At 73.1% G+C, this 20491-nt stretch carries 19 protein-coding genes; 7 read left to right on the top strand and 12 right to left on the bottom strand.

Translation table 11 applies throughout. From position 1 onward, the window contains the following. Window positions 1-353: 353 nt before the first annotated feature. The 6 genes from proC to ACZ3HQ_RS09135 all read right to left on the bottom strand — a co-directional run bounded on the left by proC (window position 354) and on the right by ACZ3HQ_RS09135 (window position 4646). A complete protein-coding gene (gene proC / locus ACZ3HQ_RS09110) occupies window positions 354-1166 on the bottom strand; it encodes a pyrroline-5-carboxylate reductase (protein WP_467509074.1) in 813 nt (270 codons plus the stop codon). 63 nt (window positions 1167-1229) lie between these two features. Next, window positions 1230-2003, bottom strand: a complete 774-nt coding sequence (locus ACZ3HQ_RS09115; RefSeq protein WP_467509075.1) for an ABC transporter permease — start codon at window positions 2001-2003, stop codon at window positions 1230-1232. Then, a complete protein-coding gene (locus ACZ3HQ_RS09120) occupies window positions 2000-2788 on the bottom strand; it encodes an ABC transporter ATP-binding protein (RefSeq protein WP_467509076.1) in 789 nt (262 codons plus the stop codon). The genes ACZ3HQ_RS09115 and ACZ3HQ_RS09120 overlap by 4 nt, the downstream gene beginning before the upstream one ends. Before the next feature lie 115 nt (window positions 2789-2903). Beyond that, entirely contained in the window at window positions 2904-3701 is a 798-nt protein-coding gene (locus ACZ3HQ_RS09125; RefSeq protein WP_467509077.1) for a class I SAM-dependent methyltransferase, read from the bottom strand. Between the two features lie 75 nt (window positions 3702-3776). Further along, the gene (locus tag ACZ3HQ_RS09130; protein WP_467509078.1) at window positions 3777-4289 is read right to left on the bottom strand and encodes an EamA/RhaT family transporter; all 513 of its coding nucleotides are present in this window, start codon (window positions 4287-4289) and stop codon (window positions 3777-3779) included. A 45-nt stretch (window positions 4290-4334) separates the two neighbouring features. Then, the gene (locus tag ACZ3HQ_RS09135; RefSeq protein WP_467509079.1) at window positions 4335-4646 is read right to left on the bottom strand and encodes an SH3 domain-containing protein; all 312 of its coding nucleotides are present in this window, start codon (window positions 4644-4646) and stop codon (window positions 4335-4337) included. 205 nt (window positions 4647-4851) lie between these two features. On the opposite strand from ACZ3HQ_RS09135, the gene ACZ3HQ_RS09140 reads away from it, so the two are divergent. Further along, entirely contained in the window at window positions 4852-6969 is a 2118-nt protein-coding gene (locus ACZ3HQ_RS09140) for a protein kinase domain-containing protein (protein ID WP_467509080.1), read from the top strand. Window positions 6970-7006: 37 nt separating this feature from the next. Here the strand turns inward: ACZ3HQ_RS09140 and ilvD are convergent, their stop codons facing one another. The 4 genes from ilvD to ACZ3HQ_RS09160 form a co-directional block, all read right to left on the bottom strand. Next, a complete protein-coding gene (gene ilvD / locus ACZ3HQ_RS09145) occupies window positions 7007-8860 on the bottom strand; it encodes a dihydroxy-acid dehydratase (RefSeq protein WP_467509081.1) in 1854 nt (617 codons plus the stop codon). A 185-nt stretch (window positions 8861-9045) separates the two neighbouring features. After that, entirely contained in the window at window positions 9046-9651 is a 606-nt protein-coding gene (locus tag ACZ3HQ_RS09150) for a TetR/AcrR family transcriptional regulator (RefSeq protein WP_467509082.1), read from the bottom strand. After that, window positions 9648-10460 carry a sugar phosphate isomerase/epimerase family protein gene (locus tag ACZ3HQ_RS09155; protein WP_467509083.1) on the bottom strand — a complete coding sequence of 271 codons (813 nt, stop codon included), beginning with the start codon at window positions 10458-10460 and terminating at the stop codon, window positions 9648-9650. The genes ACZ3HQ_RS09150 and ACZ3HQ_RS09155 overlap by 4 nt, the downstream gene beginning before the upstream one ends. Before the next feature lie 85 nt (window positions 10461-10545). Next, complete coding sequence (locus tag ACZ3HQ_RS09160; RefSeq protein ID WP_467509084.1) at window positions 10546-11478, bottom strand: Ppx/GppA family phosphatase; 933 nt, start codon at window positions 11476-11478, stop codon at window positions 10546-10548. Window positions 11479-11549: 71 nt separating this feature from the next. On the opposite strand from ACZ3HQ_RS09160, the gene ACZ3HQ_RS09165 reads away from it, so the two are divergent. Further along, window positions 11550-12374 (top strand): DUF3109 family protein, encoded by an 825-nt coding sequence (locus ACZ3HQ_RS09165; RefSeq protein WP_467509085.1) that lies wholly within the window; start codon window positions 11550-11552, stop codon window positions 12372-12374. A 91-nt stretch (window positions 12375-12465) separates the two neighbouring features. Here ACZ3HQ_RS09165 and ACZ3HQ_RS09170 read toward each other — a convergent pair whose 3' ends face one another. Continuing rightward, window positions 12466-14163 (bottom strand): BACON domain-containing protein, encoded by a 1698-nt coding sequence (locus ACZ3HQ_RS09170; RefSeq protein ID WP_467509086.1) that lies wholly within the window; start codon window positions 14161-14163, stop codon window positions 12466-12468. Window positions 14164-14405: 242 nt separating this feature from the next. On the opposite strand from ACZ3HQ_RS09170, the gene radA reads away from it, so the two are divergent. Both radA and disA read left to right on the top strand, forming a co-directional pair. Continuing rightward, on the top strand, window positions 14406-15815 hold the full coding sequence (gene radA / locus ACZ3HQ_RS09175; protein WP_467509087.1) for a DNA repair protein RadA: 1410 nt from the start codon (window positions 14406-14408) through the stop codon (window positions 15813-15815). An 80-nt stretch (window positions 15816-15895) separates the two neighbouring features. Continuing rightward, on the top strand, window positions 15896-17020 hold the full coding sequence (disA, locus tag ACZ3HQ_RS09180) for a DNA integrity scanning diadenylate cyclase DisA (protein ID WP_135787480.1): 1125 nt from the start codon (window positions 15896-15898) through the stop codon (window positions 17018-17020). A gap of 96 nt (window positions 17021-17116) precedes the next feature. On the opposite strand, the gene ACZ3HQ_RS09185 is transcribed toward disA, so the two are convergent. Next, window positions 17117-17956: a hypothetical protein gene (locus ACZ3HQ_RS09185; RefSeq protein WP_467509088.1), complete on the bottom strand. Its 840-nt coding sequence runs from the start codon at window positions 17954-17956 to the stop codon at window positions 17117-17119. 181 nt (window positions 17957-18137) lie between these two features. Between ACZ3HQ_RS09185 and ACZ3HQ_RS09190 the strand changes: the two genes are divergently transcribed. From ACZ3HQ_RS09190 to ACZ3HQ_RS09200, 3 genes are all read left to right on the top strand, one after another. Next, the gene (locus ACZ3HQ_RS09190; protein WP_467509089.1) at window positions 18138-19013 is read left to right on the top strand and encodes an HhH-GPD family protein; all 876 of its coding nucleotides are present in this window, start codon (window positions 18138-18140) and stop codon (window positions 19011-19013) included. 272 nt (window positions 19014-19285) lie between these two features. Next, complete coding sequence (locus ACZ3HQ_RS09195; protein ID WP_467509090.1) at window positions 19286-19825, top strand: SigE family RNA polymerase sigma factor; 540 nt, start codon at window positions 19286-19288, stop codon at window positions 19823-19825. 35 nt (window positions 19826-19860) lie between these two features. Further along, complete coding sequence (locus ACZ3HQ_RS09200; protein ID WP_467509091.1) at window positions 19861-20466, top strand: hypothetical protein; 606 nt, start codon at window positions 19861-19863, stop codon at window positions 20464-20466. Window positions 20467-20491 lie beyond the last annotated feature (25 nt).

Here is a 20491-nt window from a genome sequence, read left to right on the forward strand (position 1 = left end):
GTCTTCGCTTTCGCGCTTTCCTTTCCGGCGGTTCCGACTCTATCAGATCCTTTCGGCGTCTGATTCCCAGTCAGAGGGGGTTGTCTTCCCGGCCCTCTGGGCCGTTCCGACGAGTGAGACTTTAGCGGATTCCCGGCTCCCGAGCTAATCGGGGGCCGCGTCCTTTCGAACACGGATTCCTCATTTCGCAAATGCGCACACGAGCATGCGACAGCAAGTGTCGATGAGTAGTGGGCCTTGCGAGATGGCTGTCCGGGGACCGACCGGAGTCGGCGCTCACGTCGGACAGCTCGGAGTACATTACGCATCTGGGAGGGCGGTGTCAACCCCCCTCCGCAAAGATCTTGCCGGGGTCAGTCCTTCTTGCCGGAGGCCAGCTCACGGCTGCGGTCGCGGGCCGCTTCCAGGGCCGCGATGAGGGCGGCCCGTACCCCGTGGTTCTCCAGCTCGCGGATGGCGTTGATGGTCGTACCGGCCGGCGAGGTGACGTTCTCGCGGAGCTTGACCGGGTGCTCGCCGCTGTCGCGGAGCATCGTCGCGGCGCCGATCGCGGACTGCACGATCAGCTCGTGGGCCTTGTCGCGGGGCAGACCGAGCAGGATGCCGGCGTCCGTCATGGCCTCGACCAGATAGAAGAAGTACGCCGGGCCCGAACCCGAGAGCGCGGTGCAGGCGTCCTGCTGGCCCTCGGGGACGCGGAGGGTCTGGCCCACGGCGCCGAAGATCTCCTCGGCGGTGGCGACGTGCTCCTCGGTGGCGTGGCTGCCCGGCGAGATGACGGACATGGCCTCGTCCACCAGGGCCGGGGTGTTCGTCATGACGCGGACGACCGGGGTGCCCTCGGCGAGCCGCTCCTCGAAGAACGAGGTGGGGATGCCCGCGGCGCCGCTGATGATCAGGCGGTCGGCGGGGACATGGGGAGCGAGTTCGTCCAGGAGGGCACCCATGTCCTGCGGCTTGACCGTGAGGATCAGGGTGTCGGCGCTCTTCGCGGCCTCGGTGTTGGTGACCGGGGTGACTCCATGGCGGGCACGGAGTTCCTCGGCGCGCTCCGGGCGGCGGGCGGTGACCAGGAGGTCGGCGGGCGCCCAGCCGCCCCGGATCATCCCGCTGAGCAGGGCTTCGCCGATCTTGCCGGTGCCGAGGACTGCGACTTTCTGGCTCATGCGGTTCATCCTCGCACCGGGGACACGGCGGGTGGGGCCTTTGTCCGGTGGGCGGACGCGGCCTCAGTCGGTGCGGCGGCGCAGGGTGGCGGCGCCGAGGGCGAGGACCAGGAGCGCGCATCCGGCGACGATCAGTACGTCGCGGACGAAGGCCGAGGTCAGGTCGGTGTGGTGGAGGACCTCGTTCATGCCGTCGACGGCGTACGACATGGGCAGGACGTCGGAAACGGCCTCCAATAGAGGGTGCATGTCCGCGCGGGGCGTGAAGAGGCCGCACAGGAGGAGCTGGGGGAAGATCACCGCCGGCATGAACTGGACCGCCTGGAACTCCGAGGCGGCGAAGGCCGAGACGAAGAGGCCGAGGGCGGTGCCGAGCAGGGCGTCCAGGAGGGCGACCAGTAGGAGCAGCCAGGGTGAGCCGGTGACGTCCAGGCCGAGCAGCCAGACGGCGAGGCCGGTGGCGAGCGCGGACTGGACGACGGCCACGGCGCCGAAGGCGAGCGCGTAGCCGGCGATGAGGTCGGCCTTGCCGAGGGGCATCGCGAGGAGGCGTTCGAGGGTGCCCGAGGTGCGTTCGCGCAGGGTGGCGATGGAAGTCACCAGGAACATCGTGATCAGCGGGAAGATCCCGAGCAGTGAGGCGCCGATGCTGTCGAAGGTGCGCGGGCTGGCGTCGAAGACGTAGCGCAGCAGGACCAGCATCAGGCAGGGGACGAGGAGCATCAGGGCGATGGTCCTGGGGTCGTGGCGGAGCTGGCGAAGGACGCGGGCGGCGGTCGCGGTGGTGCGGGCGGTGCTGAACGCGGCGGTCGGCGCGGCCGGGGTGGTGGTGCTCATCGGGTCGGCTCCTTGGTGCGGTCGTCCGCTTCGTCGACGAGGCGCAGGAAGGCGTCCTCCACGGTGTCGGTGGCGGTGCGGGTGCGCAGGTTCTCGGGGGTGTCGTCGGCGAGGACGTGTCCGTCGCGCATGAGGAGGAGGCGGTGGCAGCGCTCGGCCTCGTCCATGACGTGGGAGGAGACGAGGAGGGTGGTGCCGCGGCCGGCGAGCTGGTGGAAGAGGTTCCAGAGGTCGCGGCGGAGTACGGGGTCGAGGCCGACGGTCGGTTCGTCGAGGACGAGCAGGTCGGGGGTGCCGAGGAGGGCGACGGCGAGGGAGACGCGGCTGCGCTGGCCGCCGGAGAGGTTTCCGGCGAGGGCGTCGGCGTGGGTGGTGAGGTCGACGTCGGCGATGGCGCGGGTGACGTGTTCGCGGCGGCGGTCGGCGGCAGCGCGGCCGGGGTCGAGGATCGCGGCGAAGTAGTCGAGGTTCTGCTCGACGGTGAGGTCGTCGTAGACCGAGGGGGCCTGGGTGACGTAGCCGATGCGGCTGCGCAGGGTGGGGTGGCCGGCGGGGCTGCCGAGGACGTCGAGGGTGCCGGTGACCTTGGCCTGGGTGCCGGTGATGGCGCGGATCAGCGTGGACTTGCCGCAGCCGGAGGGGCCGAGCAGGCCGGTGATCCGGCCTCGGGGGACGGCGAAGTGGAGGTCGTTGAGGACGGTGCGGTTGCCGCGTACGACAGTGAGTCCGGCGGCGCGGACGGCGTCGGGTGCCGTCGGCTGGGGTGACTCGGGCACATTATTCATCACATGATGAATAATGTGCCCGAGCCGGGGTGCCGTCAAGGGGTGCCGTCAAGGAGCCGTGTCAGGGTCGGGCCGTCTCGGCTCAGGGTTGGGTCGGGGTCGGCTCCGGGGCCGGTCAGGGGCGGGTCAGGGGTTCCGGGGTGGTGGCGACGAGCACAACCACCTCGTACGTCTCCTCGACCAGGCCGTCGGGGAAGACCTTGATCAGGTGGGCTCGCTCGGCGTCGAAGAATTCGGAGCGGGCGGGCTCGGGGGCGAGGAGGAAAGCGGAATGACTGCCGATGTTGGCCAGGTGGGTGTCGAGCGGCACGTGACGGCTCCAGCGGACCGAGCGCCGGACGAAGTCGAGCCGGCCGCTGGGATCGGCGGTGGCGACGCGGTCGGCGGCCTTGCGCTGCTCGGTGTGCACGGGCAGGCCGAGGAACCGGGCGGCGCGCGTGGCGGCCGCGGCGATCCAGTCGACGTCTATGGCGTCGGTGTTCCACCAGAGCGCGAGCGCGCCGCCCGGCCGCAGCGCACGCAGCGCCTCCGGCACCGAGCGGGCCGGATCGGTCCAGTGCCATGCCTGGGCGTAGGTGACGAGGTCGGCGTGGGCGTCGGCCACGGGAAGGGCGTCGCCGCTGCCCCGGACCAGTGGGAGGTGTGGGTTCCGGCGGCGGAACTCGGCGGCCATGCCCGCGCCCGGTTCGACGGCGAGCACGTCGGCGCCCCGCCGGTGCAGCAGCTCGCTGGCGATGCCGGTGCCCGCGCCCACGTCCACGGCCCGGGCCCCGGTCAGGGGGCGGCCGGTGAGTTCCTCGATGGTGTCGAAGAGCGCGGGCGGATAGGAGGGGCGGTTCTCGGCGTACTGCGCGGCGGCCACGTTGAAGGAGTGGGCGCGGGCGTCGGCGGTGGGGACTTCCGGTGCGGTCATGCCGCCCATGGTGCTCGGCGTGGGGCCGGTGGGGACAGTGGTTTCGTGCCGTCCGCCCTGGTGCCGACGCCGGGGTCAGGCGCGGCGCTTCTTGCGGGCCTTCGCCGGGTTGCCCGTGCGCCGGGACTGGGTGCGCTCGTACTCGGCGCGGGCCGTGTCGTACTCGGTGCGGTGCAGTTTCTCGCCGGGCGCCTCGGTGAAGGAGCGGGCCGACCAGGCGAGGAGGGTGCCGACGAAGCCGACGGCGAGCAGGCCGCGCAGGCGGGCCTGGCGTTCGGGGTCGGGGCGGCGGCCGAAGTTGTCCCAGGTGGTGCGGAAGGCGAGCGCGCTGCACACCGCGAACATGGCGATGACCAGGACGGTCACGAAGGAACCGGTACCGGCGATCTGGAGGCCCTGGTAGGCCAGGCGCAGGATCAGGCAGGAGACGGCGGCCGCGACGAGGGCGCCGATGGCGACGGCGGCGCGGCGGAGCGTGTAGCCGCCGCTGTGGTCCACCCAGGTCGTGCCGAAGAAGCGGAGGGGTTCGGGGCGGGGGCCGCCCGTGGAGCCCGCCGGGGCGGTGTCGGTGCCGGTCTCGTCGCTCACGCGTCGATTATGGCTCGGTCCTCCGGCGGGCTCGGGGGTGGGGCGTCAGCCGCAGCGGCCGGTCACGTAGCCGTCGCTGCCGGTGTGCACATAGGCGTCGGACACGTACTCGCCGGAGCCGATGTTGTCCCAGATGTTCGTGGTGCCGTACGGGCCGGTCACGGTGGTGCCGGGTGTCTGGCAGTAGAGGGTGACGCTGGAGCCGGCGGGCAGCGTGCGGACGATGCCGTAGCCGGTGCCGGGGCCGCTGCGGACGTTCAGGGTGACGCCCGGTGCGATCGGAAAGCGAGGCGCGGTGGCTGTGGCGACGGCTGTCGCCGGGTCGGCCGCGATCGTGTGCGCGTGGTCGTCGGACATGAGATACCTCCCCCGTGACACCCCGTGACGGCCACGGGGTGGTGACGCCGCTCGCCGGGCATCGCGTACGGGTGCCGGACGGGCGGGCGGGCCACGGCTGCGCCGCGACTCGCAGGCGGAGGTTAGCAAGCCGCCTCGGTGTCGTACGGGCAATCGAATAGGCTCCTTTCGTCGCGCGCGCGGCCGATGAGCACGGGGGTGGTCCATGGCGCCACGGCACAGCACCGGAGCCGGCGCGGAAGCGGAACTTCCGGATTACGCAGGCCACTACCGGCTGGAGTCGCGGCTCGGTTCCGGCGGGATGGGTGTGGTGCATCTGGCCCGCAGCGCCTCCGGGATGCGGGTGGCGGTGAAGGTGGTGCACGCGGAGTTCGCGCGGGACCCCGAGTTCCGGGGGCGGTTCCGGCAGGAGGTGGCGGCCGCGCGGCGGGTGAGCGGTGCGTTCACCGCGCCGGTGGTGGACGCGGACCCGGAGGCGGCGCGGCCGTGGATGGCGACGCTGTTCATCCCCGGGCCGACGCTGTCGCAGCAGGTGAAGCGGAACGGGCCGATGGAGCCCGCGCAGGTGCGGCGGCTGATGGCCGGGCTCGCCGAGGCGCTGAGGGACATTCACCGGGTCGGTGTGGTGCACCGGGATCTCAAGCCGGGGAACGTGCTGCTGGCCGAGGACGGACCGAAGGTCATCGACTTCGGGATCTCCCGGCCGACGGACAGCGAACTGCGCACCGAGACGGGGAAGTTGATCGGCACGCCGCCGTTCATGGCGCCGGAGCAGTTCCGGCGGCCCCGGGAGGTGGGGCCGGCGGCGGACGTGTTCGCGCTCGGGTCGGTGATCGTGCACGCGGCGACCGGGCGGGGGCCGTTCGACTCGGACAGTCCCTATGTCGTGGCCTACCAGGTGGTGCACGACGAGCCGGAGCTGGCCGGGGTGCCGGAGGGGCTCGCGCCGCTGGTGCGGCGGTGTCTGGCCAAGGAGCCGGAGGACCGGCCGACGCCGGACGAGCTGATGCTGGCGTTGCGTTCGGTGGCGGCGTCCTACGACACGCAGGCGTTCATACCGGCGCAGCGGGAGGGAGGAGCGGTCGGGGGCGGGGACGCTCCACAGCGGGAGGAGCCAGATCTCGCGCACGGGTCGGCCTCGCCGAAGCGGTCACGGTGGCGTGGGTGGCCGGTGCTGGCGGCGGCCACGGCTGCGGTGCTGGCCGTCGGCGGCGTGCTGGCCTCGGTGCAGTGGGCCGGAACCGGGCAGGGGGCGCGGCGGCAGGCGGCTCCGGCGGTGACGGCGGCCGGGTTCGACGGGTGGCGCTCGGAGGCGGTGGCCGGGGTGCCCGGTGCGCCCCGGTGCGTGATGGGAGCGGGCACGTTGCTGTGCACGGCGGACGGGGCGGTGTTCGCGCTGGACCCGGTGAAGGGGTCCGTGGTGTGGCGGCGGGCGTTCGCGGGGGCGTTGTGGAGTGACCCACCCGTCGTATCGGGCGGGTTGCTGCGGCTGCGGAACCAGAGCGGACGGCTCACGGCGCTCGATCCGGGCACCGGGCGCACGCGTGGGGAACGGGAGCTGGCCGGGGACACCGGGACGCGGTACATCGGGGACACGCTGGTGACGACCCGGGCGGACGGGGTGGTCATGGGCGAGGAGAGCGGTTCGGGGAAGGAGAAGTGGCGGCTGCCGTTGCCGGACGGCACCCGGCCGCGTGTCGACGCCTTCGGTACCGGGGGCGACGGGTACGCGACGGTGACCTCGGCGGACGGGAAGAGCACACGGGTCACGGCGTTCGACCCCGGGACCGGGGCCGTGCGGTGGAGCGAGCGGATGTCCGGGATGGTCGAACCGGTCGGCGCCGGGGGCGGGTTCGTGTACTTCCTCGACGACGACCCGGTCTACGGGGACACCGAGGGGCTGGTGCGGTACGAGGTGAAGTCGGGCGCCACGCGCCGGGTGCCGCTGCTGGGGCCGCGGCCGGACGCCCAGGCCACCGTGCGGGACGGGGTGGTGTACCTGCTCGCGGCCAACGGGGGCCTGGACGCGGTGGACATGGCGGCGGGCAAGCCGTTGTGGCACCTGGAGACGACGGTGAGCCGGGGTTCGGCGCCGGTGGCGGACGGGCGGCGGGTGTACTTCTCGGCCGCCGACGGGCGGCTGCTCGCGGTGGACGCCCGCCGGGGCACCCACGCGGGTCAGACCCGTCCCCGGCTCGGCGCGCGGGCGGACCGGGTGACGGCGGGGCTGCCCACGCCGGTGCCGGCGTTGGGCCATGTGTACGCCGGGGCGCCGGACGGTTCGGTGTTCGCGGTGAACACGGGTGATCCGGCGGCCTGGTGAGCGTTGAGCGCACCGGCCGCCGGGTCAGCCGGAGGGGTCAGCCCAGGAGGGAGACGTCGCGGACGGCGCCCCGGTCGGCGCTGGTGGCCATGGCCGCGTAGGCGCGCAGGGCGGTGGAGACCTTGCGGGTGCGGTTGGCGGGGGCGTAGACGCCGTTCAACTCGGCTTCGCGGCGGGCGAGTTCGGCGTCGTCCACCAGGAGTTCGATGGTGCGGTTCGGGATGTCGATGCGGATGCGGTCGCCGTCCTGGACCAGGGCGATGGTGCCGCCGGAGGCCGCTTCGGGGGAGGCGTGGCCGATGGAGAGGCCCGAGGTGCCGCCGGAGAAGCGGCCGTCGGTGATCAGGGCGCAGGTCTTCCCGAGGCCGCGGCCCTTGAGGTACGAGGTCGGGTAGAGCATCTCCTGCATGCCGGGTCCGCCCTTGGGGCCCTCGTAGCGGATGACCACCACGTCGCCGTCCTTGACCTCCTGGGTGAGGATGCGCTGGACGGCCTCCTCCTGGGACTCGCAGACCACGGCGGGGCCCTCGAAGGTCCACACCGACTCGTCGACGCCCGCGGTCTTCACCACGCAGCCGTCGACGGCGAGGTTGCCCTTGAGGACGGCGAGGCCGCCGTCCTGGGAGTAGGCGTGCTCGGCGGAGCGGATGCAGCCGCCCTCGGCGTCGTCGTCCAGGGAGTCCCAGCGCTCGGACTGGGAGAAGGCTTCGGCGGAGCGGACGCAGCCGGGGGCCGCGTGCCACAGCTCGACGGCCTCGGCGGACGGGGAGCCGCCGCGCACGTCCCAGGTCTTCAGCCAGTCGGCCAGGGACGGGCTGTGGACGGACGTCACGTCCTCGTTGAGCAGGCCGGCGCGGTGCAGTTCGCCGAGGAGGGCGGGGATGCCGCCGGCGCGGTGCACGTCCTCCATGTAGTACGTGCGGTTCTTGGCCACGTTGGGCGCGACCTTGGCCAGGCACGGGACGCGGCGGGAGACGGCGTCGATCTCCGGGAGGCCGAAGGGGACGCCCGCCTCCTGGGCGGCGGCCAGCAGGTGCAGGATCGTGTTGGTGGAGCCGCCCATGGCGATGTCCAGCGCCATGGCGTTCTCGAAGGCCGCGAAGGAGGCGATGGCGCGGGGCAGGACCGTCTCGTCGTCCTGCTCGTAGTACCGGCGGGTGATGTCCATGACCGTGCGGGCGGCGTTCTCGTACAGGGCCTTGCGGGCCGTGTGCGTGGCGAGGACCGAGCCGTTGCCGGGCAGGGAGAGGCCGATGGCCTCGGTGAGGCAGTTCATCGAGTTGGCGGTGAACATGCCGGAACAGCTACCGCAGGTCGGGCAGGCGTTCTCCTCGATGCGGAGGATGTCCTCGTCGGAGATCTTGTCGTTGACCGCGTCGGAGATCGCGTCGACCAGGTCCAGTGTGCGCACGGTGCCGTCGACCAGGGTGGCGCGGCCGGACTCCATGGGCCCGCCGGAGACGAACACGGTCGGGATGTTCAGGCGCAGCGCGGCCATCAGCATGCCCGGCGTGATCTTGTCGCAGTTGGAGATGCAGACCAGGGCGTCGGCGCAGTGGGCCTCCACCATGTACTCCACCGAGTCCGCGATCAGGTCGCGGGAGGGCAGGGAGTAGAGCATGCCGCCGTGGCCCATGGCGATGCCGTCGTCCACGGCGATGGTGTTGAACTCGCGCGGGATGCCGCCCGCCGCGGTGATCGCCTCGCTGACGATGCGGCCGACCGGCTGGAGGTGGGTGTGGCCGGGGACGAACTCGGTGAAGGAGTTGGCGACCGCGATGACGGGCTTGCGGCCGATGTCCGCGCCGGGTACACCCGAGGCACGCATAAGGGCGCGGGCGCCCGCCATGTTGCGGCCGTGGGTGACTGTGCGGGACCTCAGCTCGGGCATCGTCGCTCGCTCCTTCGTGAGAAGTCGGGTCAGAGGGACTTTCGACTGCTCCCGAGCGTACGCCGGTCATCCACGGGGCGGGACGAAGTGTCCGGAATGCGGGACGGACGTCTTGGCGCCCGGCCTGCCGCGCGCCCTCTCGCCGCGGCCCCCTCGCCGCGCGCCTCCTCGCCGCGCCCCCCGCCTCACTCCCCCGTGAGATGCCCCTGCACCACCGGCGCCAGCCGGGCCACGATCCACTCCAGGTCGGCCGAGGCCAGCGGCTCGACCTTGATCACGTACCGCAGCATGGCCGTGCCGACCAGTTGCGCGGCGGCCAGCTCGACCCGCAGCTCGGCGTCGGACACGTCCAGGCGCCCGGCGATCCGGCGCAGCACCTGGGCGGCGATCAGCCGGCGGAACACGGCGGCGGCAGTGTCGTTGTTGACGGCGGAGCGGACGATGGCCAGCAGCGGCGTACGGGTCGCGGGGTTCTCCCACACACCCAGCACGAACCGGGTCAGCCGCTCCCCCACGGAGTCCAGCGGGCCCTCGGCGATCGCGTCCGGCGCGGCGAGGGCGGGCGCGAACGCGACCGAGACTGCGGCCTCGAAGACCTGCTCCTTGGTGCCGAAGTAGTGGTGGACCAGCGCGGAGTCGACCCCGGCGGCCTTGGCGATGCCGCGTACGGAGGTCTTCTCGTAGCCGCGTTCGGAGAACTCCTCGCGGGCGGCGTCGAGGATGCGGTCGCGAGTGTCGCCGGACTCGGCGCGCGGGGGCCGGCCCCGGCGCCGTGCGGTGGGCTCGCTCACGGCCGGGGCACCCGCGCGCCGGCCGCGAGGTGGCGGCGGGTGAAGGCGAGGGCCTCGGCGAGGTCGGCCTCGCGTTCGGCGCTGGACATGGCCCGGCGGGTGTTGACCTCGATGACGACATGGCCGTCGAAGCCGGTGCGGCTGAGGCGGTCGAGCAGCTCGGCGCAGGGCTGGGTGCCGCGGCCGGGCACCAGGTGCTCGTCCTTGGCGGAACCCCGGCCGTCGGCGAGGTGGACGTGGCCGAGCCGGTCGCCCATGCGGTCGATCATGCCGAGGGCGTCGGTGCGGGCGGTCGCGGTGTGGCTGAGGTCGATCGTGAAGTGCCGGTAGTCGTCCTTGGTGACGTCCCACTCGGGGGCGTAGGCGAGCAGTTCGCGGTCGCGGTAGCGCCAGGGGTACATGTTCTCGACGGCGAACCGCACGTCGGTCTCGTCGGCCATGCGCCAGATACCGTCGACGAAGTCGCGGGCGTACTGCCGCTGCCAGCGGAAGGGCGGGTGGACGACGACGGTGGAGGCGCCCAGTTTCTCGGCGGCCGACTGCGCGCGGCGCAGCTTGGTCCACGGGTCGGTGGACCAGACCCGCTGGGTGATCAGCAGACAGGGCGCGTGCACGGCGAGGATCGGCACGCCGTGGTGGTCGGAGAGGCGGCGCAGCGCCTCGATGTCCTGGCTGACGGGGTCGGTCCACACCATGACCTCGACGCCGTCGTAGCCGAGGCGCGCGGCGATCTCGAAGGCCGTCGCCGTCGACTCCGGGTAGACCGAGGCCGTCGACAGGGCGACCTTTACGTCCCTTGGTTCAGCCACGGACACACCTTACGGGGTGGGGCGGCGGGGACGCGGGGTGTCCCCGCTGCGGTGTGAGCTTCGCCATCGCGGGCCCGCCTACGGCTCACGCCGAGCCCATGTGGTCCAGGCGCCGCAGGATCACGCCCTCGCGCAGCGCCCACGGGCAGATCTCCAGGCTCTCCACGCCGAACAGGTCCATCGCCCCCTCGGCCACCAGCGCCCCGGCGAGGATCTGCCCGGCCCGCCCCTCGGAGACTCCGGGCAGCTCGGCGCGCTGCTGGGCGGACATCGCGGCGAGCCGGGGCACCCATGCCTCCAGCGACTCCCGCTTCAGCTCGCGCTGTACATAGAGGCCGTCGGCGTCCCGCGCCGCGCCCGCGATCCGGGCGAGCTGCTTGAAGGTCTTGGAGGTGGCGACGACATGGTCGGGGGCGCCGAAGCGGCTGAACTCCCCGACGGTACGGGCGATCTCCGCGCGCGCGTGGCGGCGCAGCGCGCGCACCTCCTCGGACGTCGGGGGGTCCTGCCGCAGCCAGCCCGCGGTGAGGCGGCCGGCGCCGAGCGGCAGGGAGGCGGCCGCGTCCGGCTCCTCGTCGATGCCGTAGGCGATCTCCAGCGAGCCGCCGCCGATGTCGAGGACGAGCAGCTTGCCCGCGGACCAGCCGAACCAGCGGCGGACGGCGAGGAAGGTGAGCCGGGCCTCCTCGGCGCCGCTGAGCACCTGGAGGCGGACGCCGGTCTCGTCGGCGACGCGCGCGAGGACGTCGTCGGCGTTGCGGGCCTCGCGCACGGCGGAGGTGGCGAACGGCAGCAGGTCCTCGACGCCCTTGTCCTCGGCGGCCTGGAGGGCGTCCCGTACGACGGCGACGAGGCTTTCGATGCCCTCGTCGCCGATCGCGCCGCTGTCGTCGAGGAGTTGGGCGAGCCGCAGGTCAGCCTTGTGGGAGTGGGCGGGCAGCGGGCGGGCGCCGGGGTGGGCGTCCACCACCAGCAGATGCACCGTGTTCGAGCCCACGTCCAGGACACCGAGTCTCATGGGCGAAACGCTACTGCCAGAACCGCTGTGCGCGGTGCCCGTACGGCTCTGAAGCGACTTACCCTGGACGGGTGCCAAAGACGAAAAAGGCGAAGGCCAACAAGCTCGACAAGCCTGGCAAGCCGCGCAAAGCAGACAAGGCCCTCAAGGATGACGAGAAGGGCCTCGACTTCGCGCGCGCGTGGGTGGAGTTCCCCGACCCCGCAGACGACGAGCAGGTCTTCCGCTGCGACCTGACCTGGCTGACCTCCCGCTGGACCTGCATCTTCGGCCAGGGCTGCCAGGGCATCCAGGCGGGCCGCGCGGCCGACGGCTGCTGCACGCTGGGCGCGCACTTCTCCGACGAGGACGACGAGAAGCGGGTCGCGGAGCACGTGGCCCGGCTCACCCCGGACATCTGGCAGCACCACGACGAGGGGCTGGCCGGCGGCTGGGTCTCGGAGGACGAGGAGGGCTCGCGGCAGACACGTCCCTTCGAGGGCTCGTGCATCTTCCAGAACCGGCCCGGTTTCGAGGGCGGCGCGGGCTGCTCGCTGCACATCCTGGCGCTCAAGGAGGGCCGGGAGCCGCTGGAGACCAAGCCGGACGTGTGCTGGCAGTTGCCGATCCGCCGCACCTACGACTGGATCGACCGCCCCGACGACACCCGCGTCCTCCAGGTGTCCATCGGCGAGTACGACCGCCGCGGCTGGGGCCCCGGCGGCCACGATCTGCACTGGTGGTGCACCTCGGCCACCTCGGCGCACGGCGCGGGCGAGCCGGTCTACGTCTCCTACCGGGCCGAGCTGACCGAGCTGATGGGCAAGGCGGGTTACGACCGCCTGGTCGAGCTGTGCGAGCAGCGGCTGGCGTCCCAGTTGCCGCTGGTGGCCCCGCATCCGGCGGACCCGGCCTAGGGCCTGTCGTTTGGATCATGCCGGCGTCGCGGGGCTCGGGTCGGCCAAGAGGCGCAGTCACTCTCGGCCGACCTGATCCAGACGACAGGCCCTAACCGTCGGCCGGGCTCGGGGTGTCCTCGTCGTCGCTGGGCGGCGGGGACGACTCCGGCGGGTCGGACGGGGTGGTCTCCGAGGGGTCGGGGTCCGGGCTCGGGGACGAGCTGGACGGCGGCGGGGACTGGCTGGGCGGGCTGGAGGAAGAGGGCGGCGCGGTCGGTGTCGTCGGGTCCGGGCTGGGCTGTGGGCGCGAGGGTGTCGGCGTCGGGCCGTACCCGTCGATGGTGACGACCGCGCCGGCCGGGGCGACGGCCACGCGGGCCCGCCAGTGGCCCGAGGGTTCGCGCAGATGGTCGACGTACACCTTGACCGTGACCGAGTCGCCGGGGTCGAGAGTGCCGGCGGACCGGCTCAGGTAGAGCCAGGGCGCCGAGGTGGTCGCGGACCAGCGCACCGGGGCGTCGCCGGAGGCGCTGAGGGTGATCAGCGTGGTGTCGCCGTGGTGGGCGGCGGCGACCGCGAGCCGGCCGGCGCCCTGGTCCCCGGCGCCGTTGACGCTGACGACCTCCACGGAGACGTCCGACTTGCCCTTCTCGGCGGGCCGGGTGCCGGGCTTCACGTCGGCGTTGCCCGCGTTCTGGTAGCCGCCGGCCGGGTCGTCGCCGAGCACTCCGGGGCCGTCCGCCTCGCGGGACGCGCCGGGGCTGTCGTCGCCGCCGGGCGTGGGGGCTCCCCGGTAGGCGGCCCACAGGGCGAGCACCGGGGCGGCGACGACGGTGGCGACGACGGTCGTGGTGACGGCACGCGAGCGGAGCTTGTCGCGGCGGGCCGCGCGGTCTTTGGGGTCCATCGGGAAGCCGCGCCGGTCGAAGCGCGGCACGGCGGCGGACCGGGCGCGCGGCGGGTGCGCGAGCGCCGAGTGCAGGGCGGCGCGGGGCGCGGGGAGGACGGGTAGCTCGGCCGGAGTGACGGCGGCGCCGGGCCAGCGGCCGGGAACGGCACGCTCGGCGGTACGGCGGCAGCGCGGGCAGTCGTCGACGTGCCGGACCAGCTCGCGGCGCAGGGCCGCGCTGAGCATCAACTGGCTGTCGCCGGTGAGGTGCGCCACGCTCGGGCAGCCCCCGGTCTCCACCACGGCGAGGGCGGCGCGGGTGCGTTCGACCTCGCAGGCGGCGGAGGCCAGCAGTTCGCGGGCGGCGGCGGGTTCCAGGCCGAGTACGGCCGCGACCTCGGGGGCGGTCAGCTTGTGACGGACGGCCAGCTCCAGCGCCTCGCGCTGCTCGGGCGTCGTCCCCGCCGCCTCCGGCCAGGCCAGCAGGGCGAGTTCGCGACGGCGCAGCTCCAGCACCTCGACGGGCGGCGCGGGTTCGGGCGCCGGGGCGCCGGGGCCGGGGCGGCCGGCCGCGTGGGTGGCCTGGCGTTTGCGGCGGGCCTGGGCGAGGCCGCGCAGACAGGCCCAGCGGGCCAGCGCGTACAGCCAGGCGCGGCGGTCGCCGGGGGTCTGCGGGTCGCGCCGGCCGCGCCGCTCGGCGATGACGAGCACCTCGCTCAGGGCGGCGGTGGCCGCGTCGTGGTCGCACAGCACCGACAGGCAGTAGGTGAACAGGCCGTCCAGATACGCCTCATGGCGCGACGACGCCCGCTGGGCGATGTTCCGCGCCGCGGATCGGTCGCGCGCCTCCCGGTGCGCCCGTTGCGCCCGGTGTGCGCCGGTGGTGCGGGTCGTGGTCTCCGGAGTGCTGCTCGTCACCTGTGCGACCGTAGGCGTCGGTGGAGTGCCCCTTCTTGCACCTTGAGCACTTTTAATCCGTACGGGTGAAACGATCCCTCATAAGGGGACACCGGCCTCCGGGGAGCGGGCGCGAAGCCGGTGGACGGCATCCGGAACGATCCGCTCCGCGTGCGCCCCGATACCCCGGCGTGCGCCCCCGCCCGCGCGCCGTCGCGGGACGGGCGAGGGGCGTTGTCAGTGGCGGGGGCTACGGTTTCCGCATGGCCACCCGTACCAAGTCCGCCAAGGAGCGTCCGTCCTACCGCTGCACCGAGTGCGGCTGGCAGACGGCCAAGTGGCTCGGCCGCTGCCCCGAGTGCCAGGCGTGGGGCACGGTCGAGGAGTACGGCGCGCCCGCGGTCCGTACGACGGCGCCGGGCCGCGTCACCAGCTCCGCCCTGCCCATCGGCCAGGTCGACGGCCGCGCGGCCACCGCCCGCACCACCGGCGTCCCCGAGCTGGACCGGGTGCTCGGCGGCGGACTCGTACCCGGCGCGGTGGTGCTGCTCGCGGGCGAGCCGGGCGTCGGCAAGTCCACGCTGCTGCTCGACGTGGCGGCCAAGTCGGCGAGCGAGGAGCACAAGACCCTCTATGTCACCGGCGAGGAGTCCGCGAGCCAGGTCCGGATGCGCGCCGACCGCATCAACGCCCTGCACGACCACCTCTACCTCGCCGCCGAGACCGATCTGGCCGCCGTCCTCGGCCACCTGGACGCGGTGAAGCCCGCCCTGCTGATCCTGGACTCGGTGCAGACGGTCGCCTCCCCCGAGATCGACGGGGCCCCCGGCGGCATGGCCCAGGTCCGCGAGGTGGCCGGCGCCCTGATCCGCGCCTCCAAGGAGCGGGGCATGTCCACCCTGCTGGTGGGCCACGTCACCAAGGACGGCGCCATCGCGGGCCCCCGCCTGCTGGAGCACCTGGTCGACGTGGTCCTGAGCTTCGAGGGCGACCGGCACGCCCGCCTCCGCCTGGTCCGCGGCGTCAAGAACCGGTACGGGGCGACGGACGAGGTCGGCTGCTTCGAGCTGCACGACGAGGGCATCACCGGACTCGCCGACCCCAGCGGCCTCTTCCTCACCCGGCGCGCCGAGCCGGTGCCCGGCACCTGTCTGACCGTGACCCTGGAGGGGCGCCGCCCGCTGGTGGCCGAGGTGCAGGCGCTCACCGTGGACTCGCAGATCCCCTCCCCCCGCCGCACCACCTCCGGCCTGGAGACGTCCCGCGTCTCGATGATGCTGGCGGTGCTGGAGCAGCGCGGCCGCATCAGCGCGCTCGGCAAGCGGGACATCTACTCCGCGACCGTCGGCGGGGTGAAGCTGTCCGAGCCCGCCGCCGACCTGGCCATCGCGCTGGCGCTCGCCTCGGCGGCCAGCGACACCCCGTTGCCGAAGAACCTGGTCGCCATCGGTGAGGTGGGTCTCGCCGGCGAGGTCAGACGCGTCACCGGCGTGCAGCGCAGGCTCGCCGAGGCGGCCCGGCTGGGCTTCACGCACGCGCTCGTACCGGGCGATCCGGGCAAGGTCCCGGCCGGGATGAAGGTCGTGGAAGTGGCCGACATGGGCGACGCGCTGCGGGTGCTGCCGCGCTCCCGTCGCCGAGAGGCCCCGCGGGAGACGGAGGACCGCCGGTAGACTTTGCGCAGGTCTCGCCCGTCCGTGCGAAACGCGTGCCGTGACGGAAGCGCGTCAGAACCTGCGACCGGAGGAGTGCAGTGGCAGCCAACGACCGGGCAGCAGCTCCCGGAAAGTCCGGTGGGAGTGCCGGTGCCGATGGCCTGATGCGCGCCTCGCTGAGCGCCGTCGCCCCGGGCACGGCCCTGCGCGACGGTCTGGAGCGGGTCCTGCGCGGCAACACCGGCGGGCTGATCCTGCTGGGCTGGGACAAGACGGTCGAGGCGATGTGCACCGGCGGTTTCGTGCTGGACGTGGAGTTCACCGCGACCCGGCTGCGCGAGCTGTGCAAGCTGGACGGCGGCATCGTCCTCTCCTCGGACCTGTCGAAGATCCTGCGCGCCGGCGTCCAGCTCGTCCCGGACCCCACGATCCCCACCGAGGAGACCGGCACCCGGCACCGCACCGCCGACCGCGTCTCCAAGCAGGTCGGTTTCCCCGTGGTCTCGGTGTCCCAGTCGATGCGGCTGATCGCGCTGTACGTCGACGGGCAGCGCCGGGTCCTGGAGGACTCGGCGGCGATCCTCTCCCGCGCCAACCAGGCGCTGGCCACGCTGGAGCGGTACAAGCTCCGCCTGGACGAGGTCGCGGGCACGCTGTCCGCGCTGGAGATCGAGGACCTGGTGACGGTCCGGGACGTCTCCGCGGTCGCGCAGCGCCTGGAGATGGTCCGGCGCATCGCCACCGAGATCGCGGAGTACGTGGTCGAGCTGGGCACGGACGGGCGGCTGCTCGCGCTCCAGTTGGAGGAGCTGATCGCCGGGGTCGAGCCGGACCGTGAGCTGGTCGTGCGGGACTACGTGCCCGAGCCGACGGCGAAGCGGTCGCGCACGGTGGAGGAGGCGTTGTTCGAGCTGGACGCGCTGAGCCATGCGGAGTTGCTCGAACTGGGCACGGTGGCGCGGGGGTTGGGGTACACCGCGTCTCCCGAGTCGTTGGACTCCGCGGTTTCGCCCCGCGGGTTCCGGTTGCTGGCGAAGGTGCCTCGGCTGCCGGGGGCGATCATCGATCGGCTGGTGGAGCACTTCGGGGGTCTGCAGAAGTTGCTCGCTGCCAGCGTGGATGATCTTCAGGCTGTCGACGGGGTGGGGGAGGCTCGGGCCCGTAGCGTGCGGGAGGGGCTCTCGCGGCTGGCCGAGTCTTCCATTTTGGAGCGGTACGTCTAGTTTTCGTGCGGTTCGTTTTCGGGTGCGGGTGCGTTGTGGCTGGTCGCGCAGTTCCCCGCGCCCCTAAAGGCTCACAGCCGGCCCACGCTCGCTGGCTCAGTCCGCCGACAGGACGAAGGACGTCTGGGTCTTGGCGAAGCCCGATGCCTTCGCTTCCAGGAGGTATGTGCCCGGCATGGCCTTGCCCGCGGGCGGGGTGGCGCACTTGGCGGCGCTCGGGTGGCGGTCCCACTTCACCGTGTAGGTGATGCTCTCCTCGGCCGGGACGCGGAAGATCAGGCTCTTGGCGCCCTCGGGGCAGTCGTCGGAGGCCCAGTAGGGGTCGTCGCCGTCGGCCGGGGTGATCGCCAGGACGGTGTGCTCGGGGCCGAGGTCGACCTTGCAGTCGCCGGAGGAGCTGTTGCGCACGGTGAGTTCGAAGGTGGGCGTCTCGTCGGGCGAGAAGGAGTTGTGCTTGCTGCGCAGGCTCACCGTGACCTTGCCGGGGGCGCAGACCGGGAGCGGGGAGGACGCGGCCAGCGCGTCGCCCGCGCCGACACTGCCGCCGCCCGTGCCGGACGCCGAGCCCGAACCGCCCGTACCGGAGCCGGAGTCGCCACCGGAGCCACTGCCGTCACCGGAACCGTCCGACCCGGAACCGTCGCTGGACCCGCCGTCGCCGGACCCGCCGTCACCCGAGCCGCCGCCGTCCGACTCGTCACGACCGCCGGGGTGTTGGCTGATCGCGGGGCCGGAGGACGTGGGGCCCGGCGTGATCGTGGACGCGGGATTCTTGCCGTCGGGGCCGCCCGCGCCGTTCTTGCCTCCCCCGCCGCCGGACACGACGATCCAGGTGACCACGAGCGCCAGCAGGGCGATCACGGACACGATGACGACCCTCCGTCGCCAGTAGATGGAGGAGGGAAGCGGCCCGACCGGATTGCGCAGAGATCCCACGCGGGAACTCTACGAGAGATCATGCCCACGACTCGCGTCCCCCGCCGCCCTCGCACCAACTTTTCCGGATCATCATCCCGGTAACTTCCCTCGCACACCGGCACCTTGTGCCGAGCGCGACGCTCCGTGCGCGGGCAGTGACCCACGCGGTCCGTGCGCGGCGTGGCAGGATCGGAAGGCCATGACTGAGATGCTTCACGCCCCCGTGATCGACTGGTTCGACTCCCACGCCCGCGACCTCCCCTGGCGCCGCCCGGAGGCGGGTCCCTGGGGCGTGATGGTCAGTGAGTTCATGCTCCAGCAGACCCCGGTCAGCCGGGTGCTGCCGGTCTACGAGCAGTGGCTCGCCCGCTGGCCCCGCCCCGCCGACCTGGCCAAGGAGCCGCCCGGCGAGGCGGTGCGCGCCTGGGGCCGGCTCGGCTACCCGCGCCGCGCGCTCCGGCTGCACGGCGCGGCCGTCGCCATAACGGAGCGGCACGGCGGGGACGTACCCACCGACCACGCGCAACTGCTGGCGCTGCCCGGCATCGGGGAGTACACCGCCGCCGCCGTGGCCTCCTTCGCCTACGGGCAGCGGCACCCGGTGCTGGACACCAATGTGCGCCGGGTCTTCGCCCGCGCGGTGACCGGGGTGCGCTACCCGCCGAACGCCACCACGGCCGCCGAGCGCAGGCTCGCCCGTGAGCTGCTGCCCGAGGAAGACGACACGGCCGCGCGCTGGGCCGCCGCCTCCATGGAGCTGGGCGCGCTGGTGTGCACGGCCAAGAACGAGGAGTGCCACCGCTGCCCGATCGCCGCGCAGTGCGCCTGGCGGCTCGCGGGCAAGCCGGAGCACAAGGGTCCGCCCCGGCGCGGGCAGACGTACGCGGGCACCGACCGCCAGGTGCGCGGGAAGCTGCTCGCGGTGCTGCGGGACGCGCACGTCCCGGTGCCGCAGGCGGCGCTGGACCGGGTGTGGCACGAGCCGGTGCAGCGGGCCCGCGCGCTCGACGGCCTCGTCACGGACGGTCTGGTGGAGCCGCTGCCCGGCGGGATGTACCGGCTGCCGCTCGGCTGACCCACAGGCAGGTCACAGCAACCGGCCGCCCGTCACGGCCCGACCGCCCCAACAAACCAGTCGATAAGGGGACATGACGGTCACCTTCCTTACCCGGAACTCACGGCTGTTACACAACCGACGGACAGCCGAGTGCCGTCCGCAGGCTTCCTCGGACAACCCCGTGACAACCGCTCCGTAGCTTCGTTCCGTGCCCGGCGGACCACCGGGCCGGTGGGAAGAAGGCCCCGGCGTGGACCGGGGCGACGGGGAACACGGAAGGCGGTCGGATCATGGCGCAGGGCGAGGTGCTCGAGTTCGAGGAGTACGTACGGACGCGGCAGGACGCGCTGCTGCGCAGTGCCCGCCGCCTGGTGCCGGACCCGGTGGACGCGCAGGACCTGCTCCAGACCGCGCTGGCCCGCACCTACGGCCGCTGGGAGGGCATCGCCGACAAGCGGCTGGCCGACGCCTACCTGCGCCGCGTCATGATCAACACCCGTACGGAGTGGTGGCGGGCGCGCAAGCTGGAGGAGGTGCCGACCGAGCAGCTCCCCGAGGCGCCGGTCTCGGACTCCACCGAGCAGTACGCCGACCGGGCCCTGCTCATGGACATCCTCAAGGTGCTGGCTCCCAAGCAGCGCAGTGTCGTGGTCCTGCGACACTGGGAGCAGATGTCCACGGAAGAGACGGCCGCGGCCCTCGGTATGTCCGCGGGCACGGTCAAGAGCACGCTGCACCGGGCGCTCGCCCGGCTCCGCGAGGAGCTGGAGGCCCGCGACCTGGACGCACGCGCGCTGGAGCGTGAGGAGCGGGAGCGTTGCGCGGCCTGAACGGGAGGCCCAGACGTGTCCGAGGCGTACGTGCGGTGAGCCTGGCGGTGGCCGGGGTCGCCGCCGTCGGCCTGTCCGCGACCGCCTGCGGCGCCGGGGGCACCGGCGCGCGGGACGAGGGCCCGGCGCACGCCTCCGCCGTGGCCGGGGCGGCACCCGCCTCCCCCTCCCCCACCCCGGCGGCCGGCTACCACCGCGTCGACGCGGTGAGCCTGCTGAAGCGGGACCCGGCGGTCTCGGCCGCCGTCAAGCACGAGCTGAAGCCGTGCGGCAGCGGCGACGACTATCCGGTCGACGTCTCCTACGGCGACCTGACCGACTCGGACCGCTCCGACGTCGTGGTCAACGTGCTGACCTGCGCCGACGCGGTCGGGATCGGCGCGTATGTGTACCGGGAGACCGACGGCTCGTACCGGAACGTGTTCAGGACCGAGGAATCGCCGGTCTACGCGGAGATCGACCAGGGCGCGCTGACCGTGACCAAGCAGGTGTACAGCCGGGGGGACCCCATCTCCAGCCCCTCCGGTGAGGACGTCGTCCCCTACAAGTGGAAGGCGGGCCGGTTCGTGCCGGGCAAGCCCGTGCACACGGACTACAGCGGGGCGGTGGGCCACGAGCCGACCCCCGCGCCCGGCGACTGACGCGACGCCCGCCCGACCGCTAGGA

The sequence above is a fragment of the Streptomyces sp. NPDC018263 genome, from assembly GCF_055562575.1.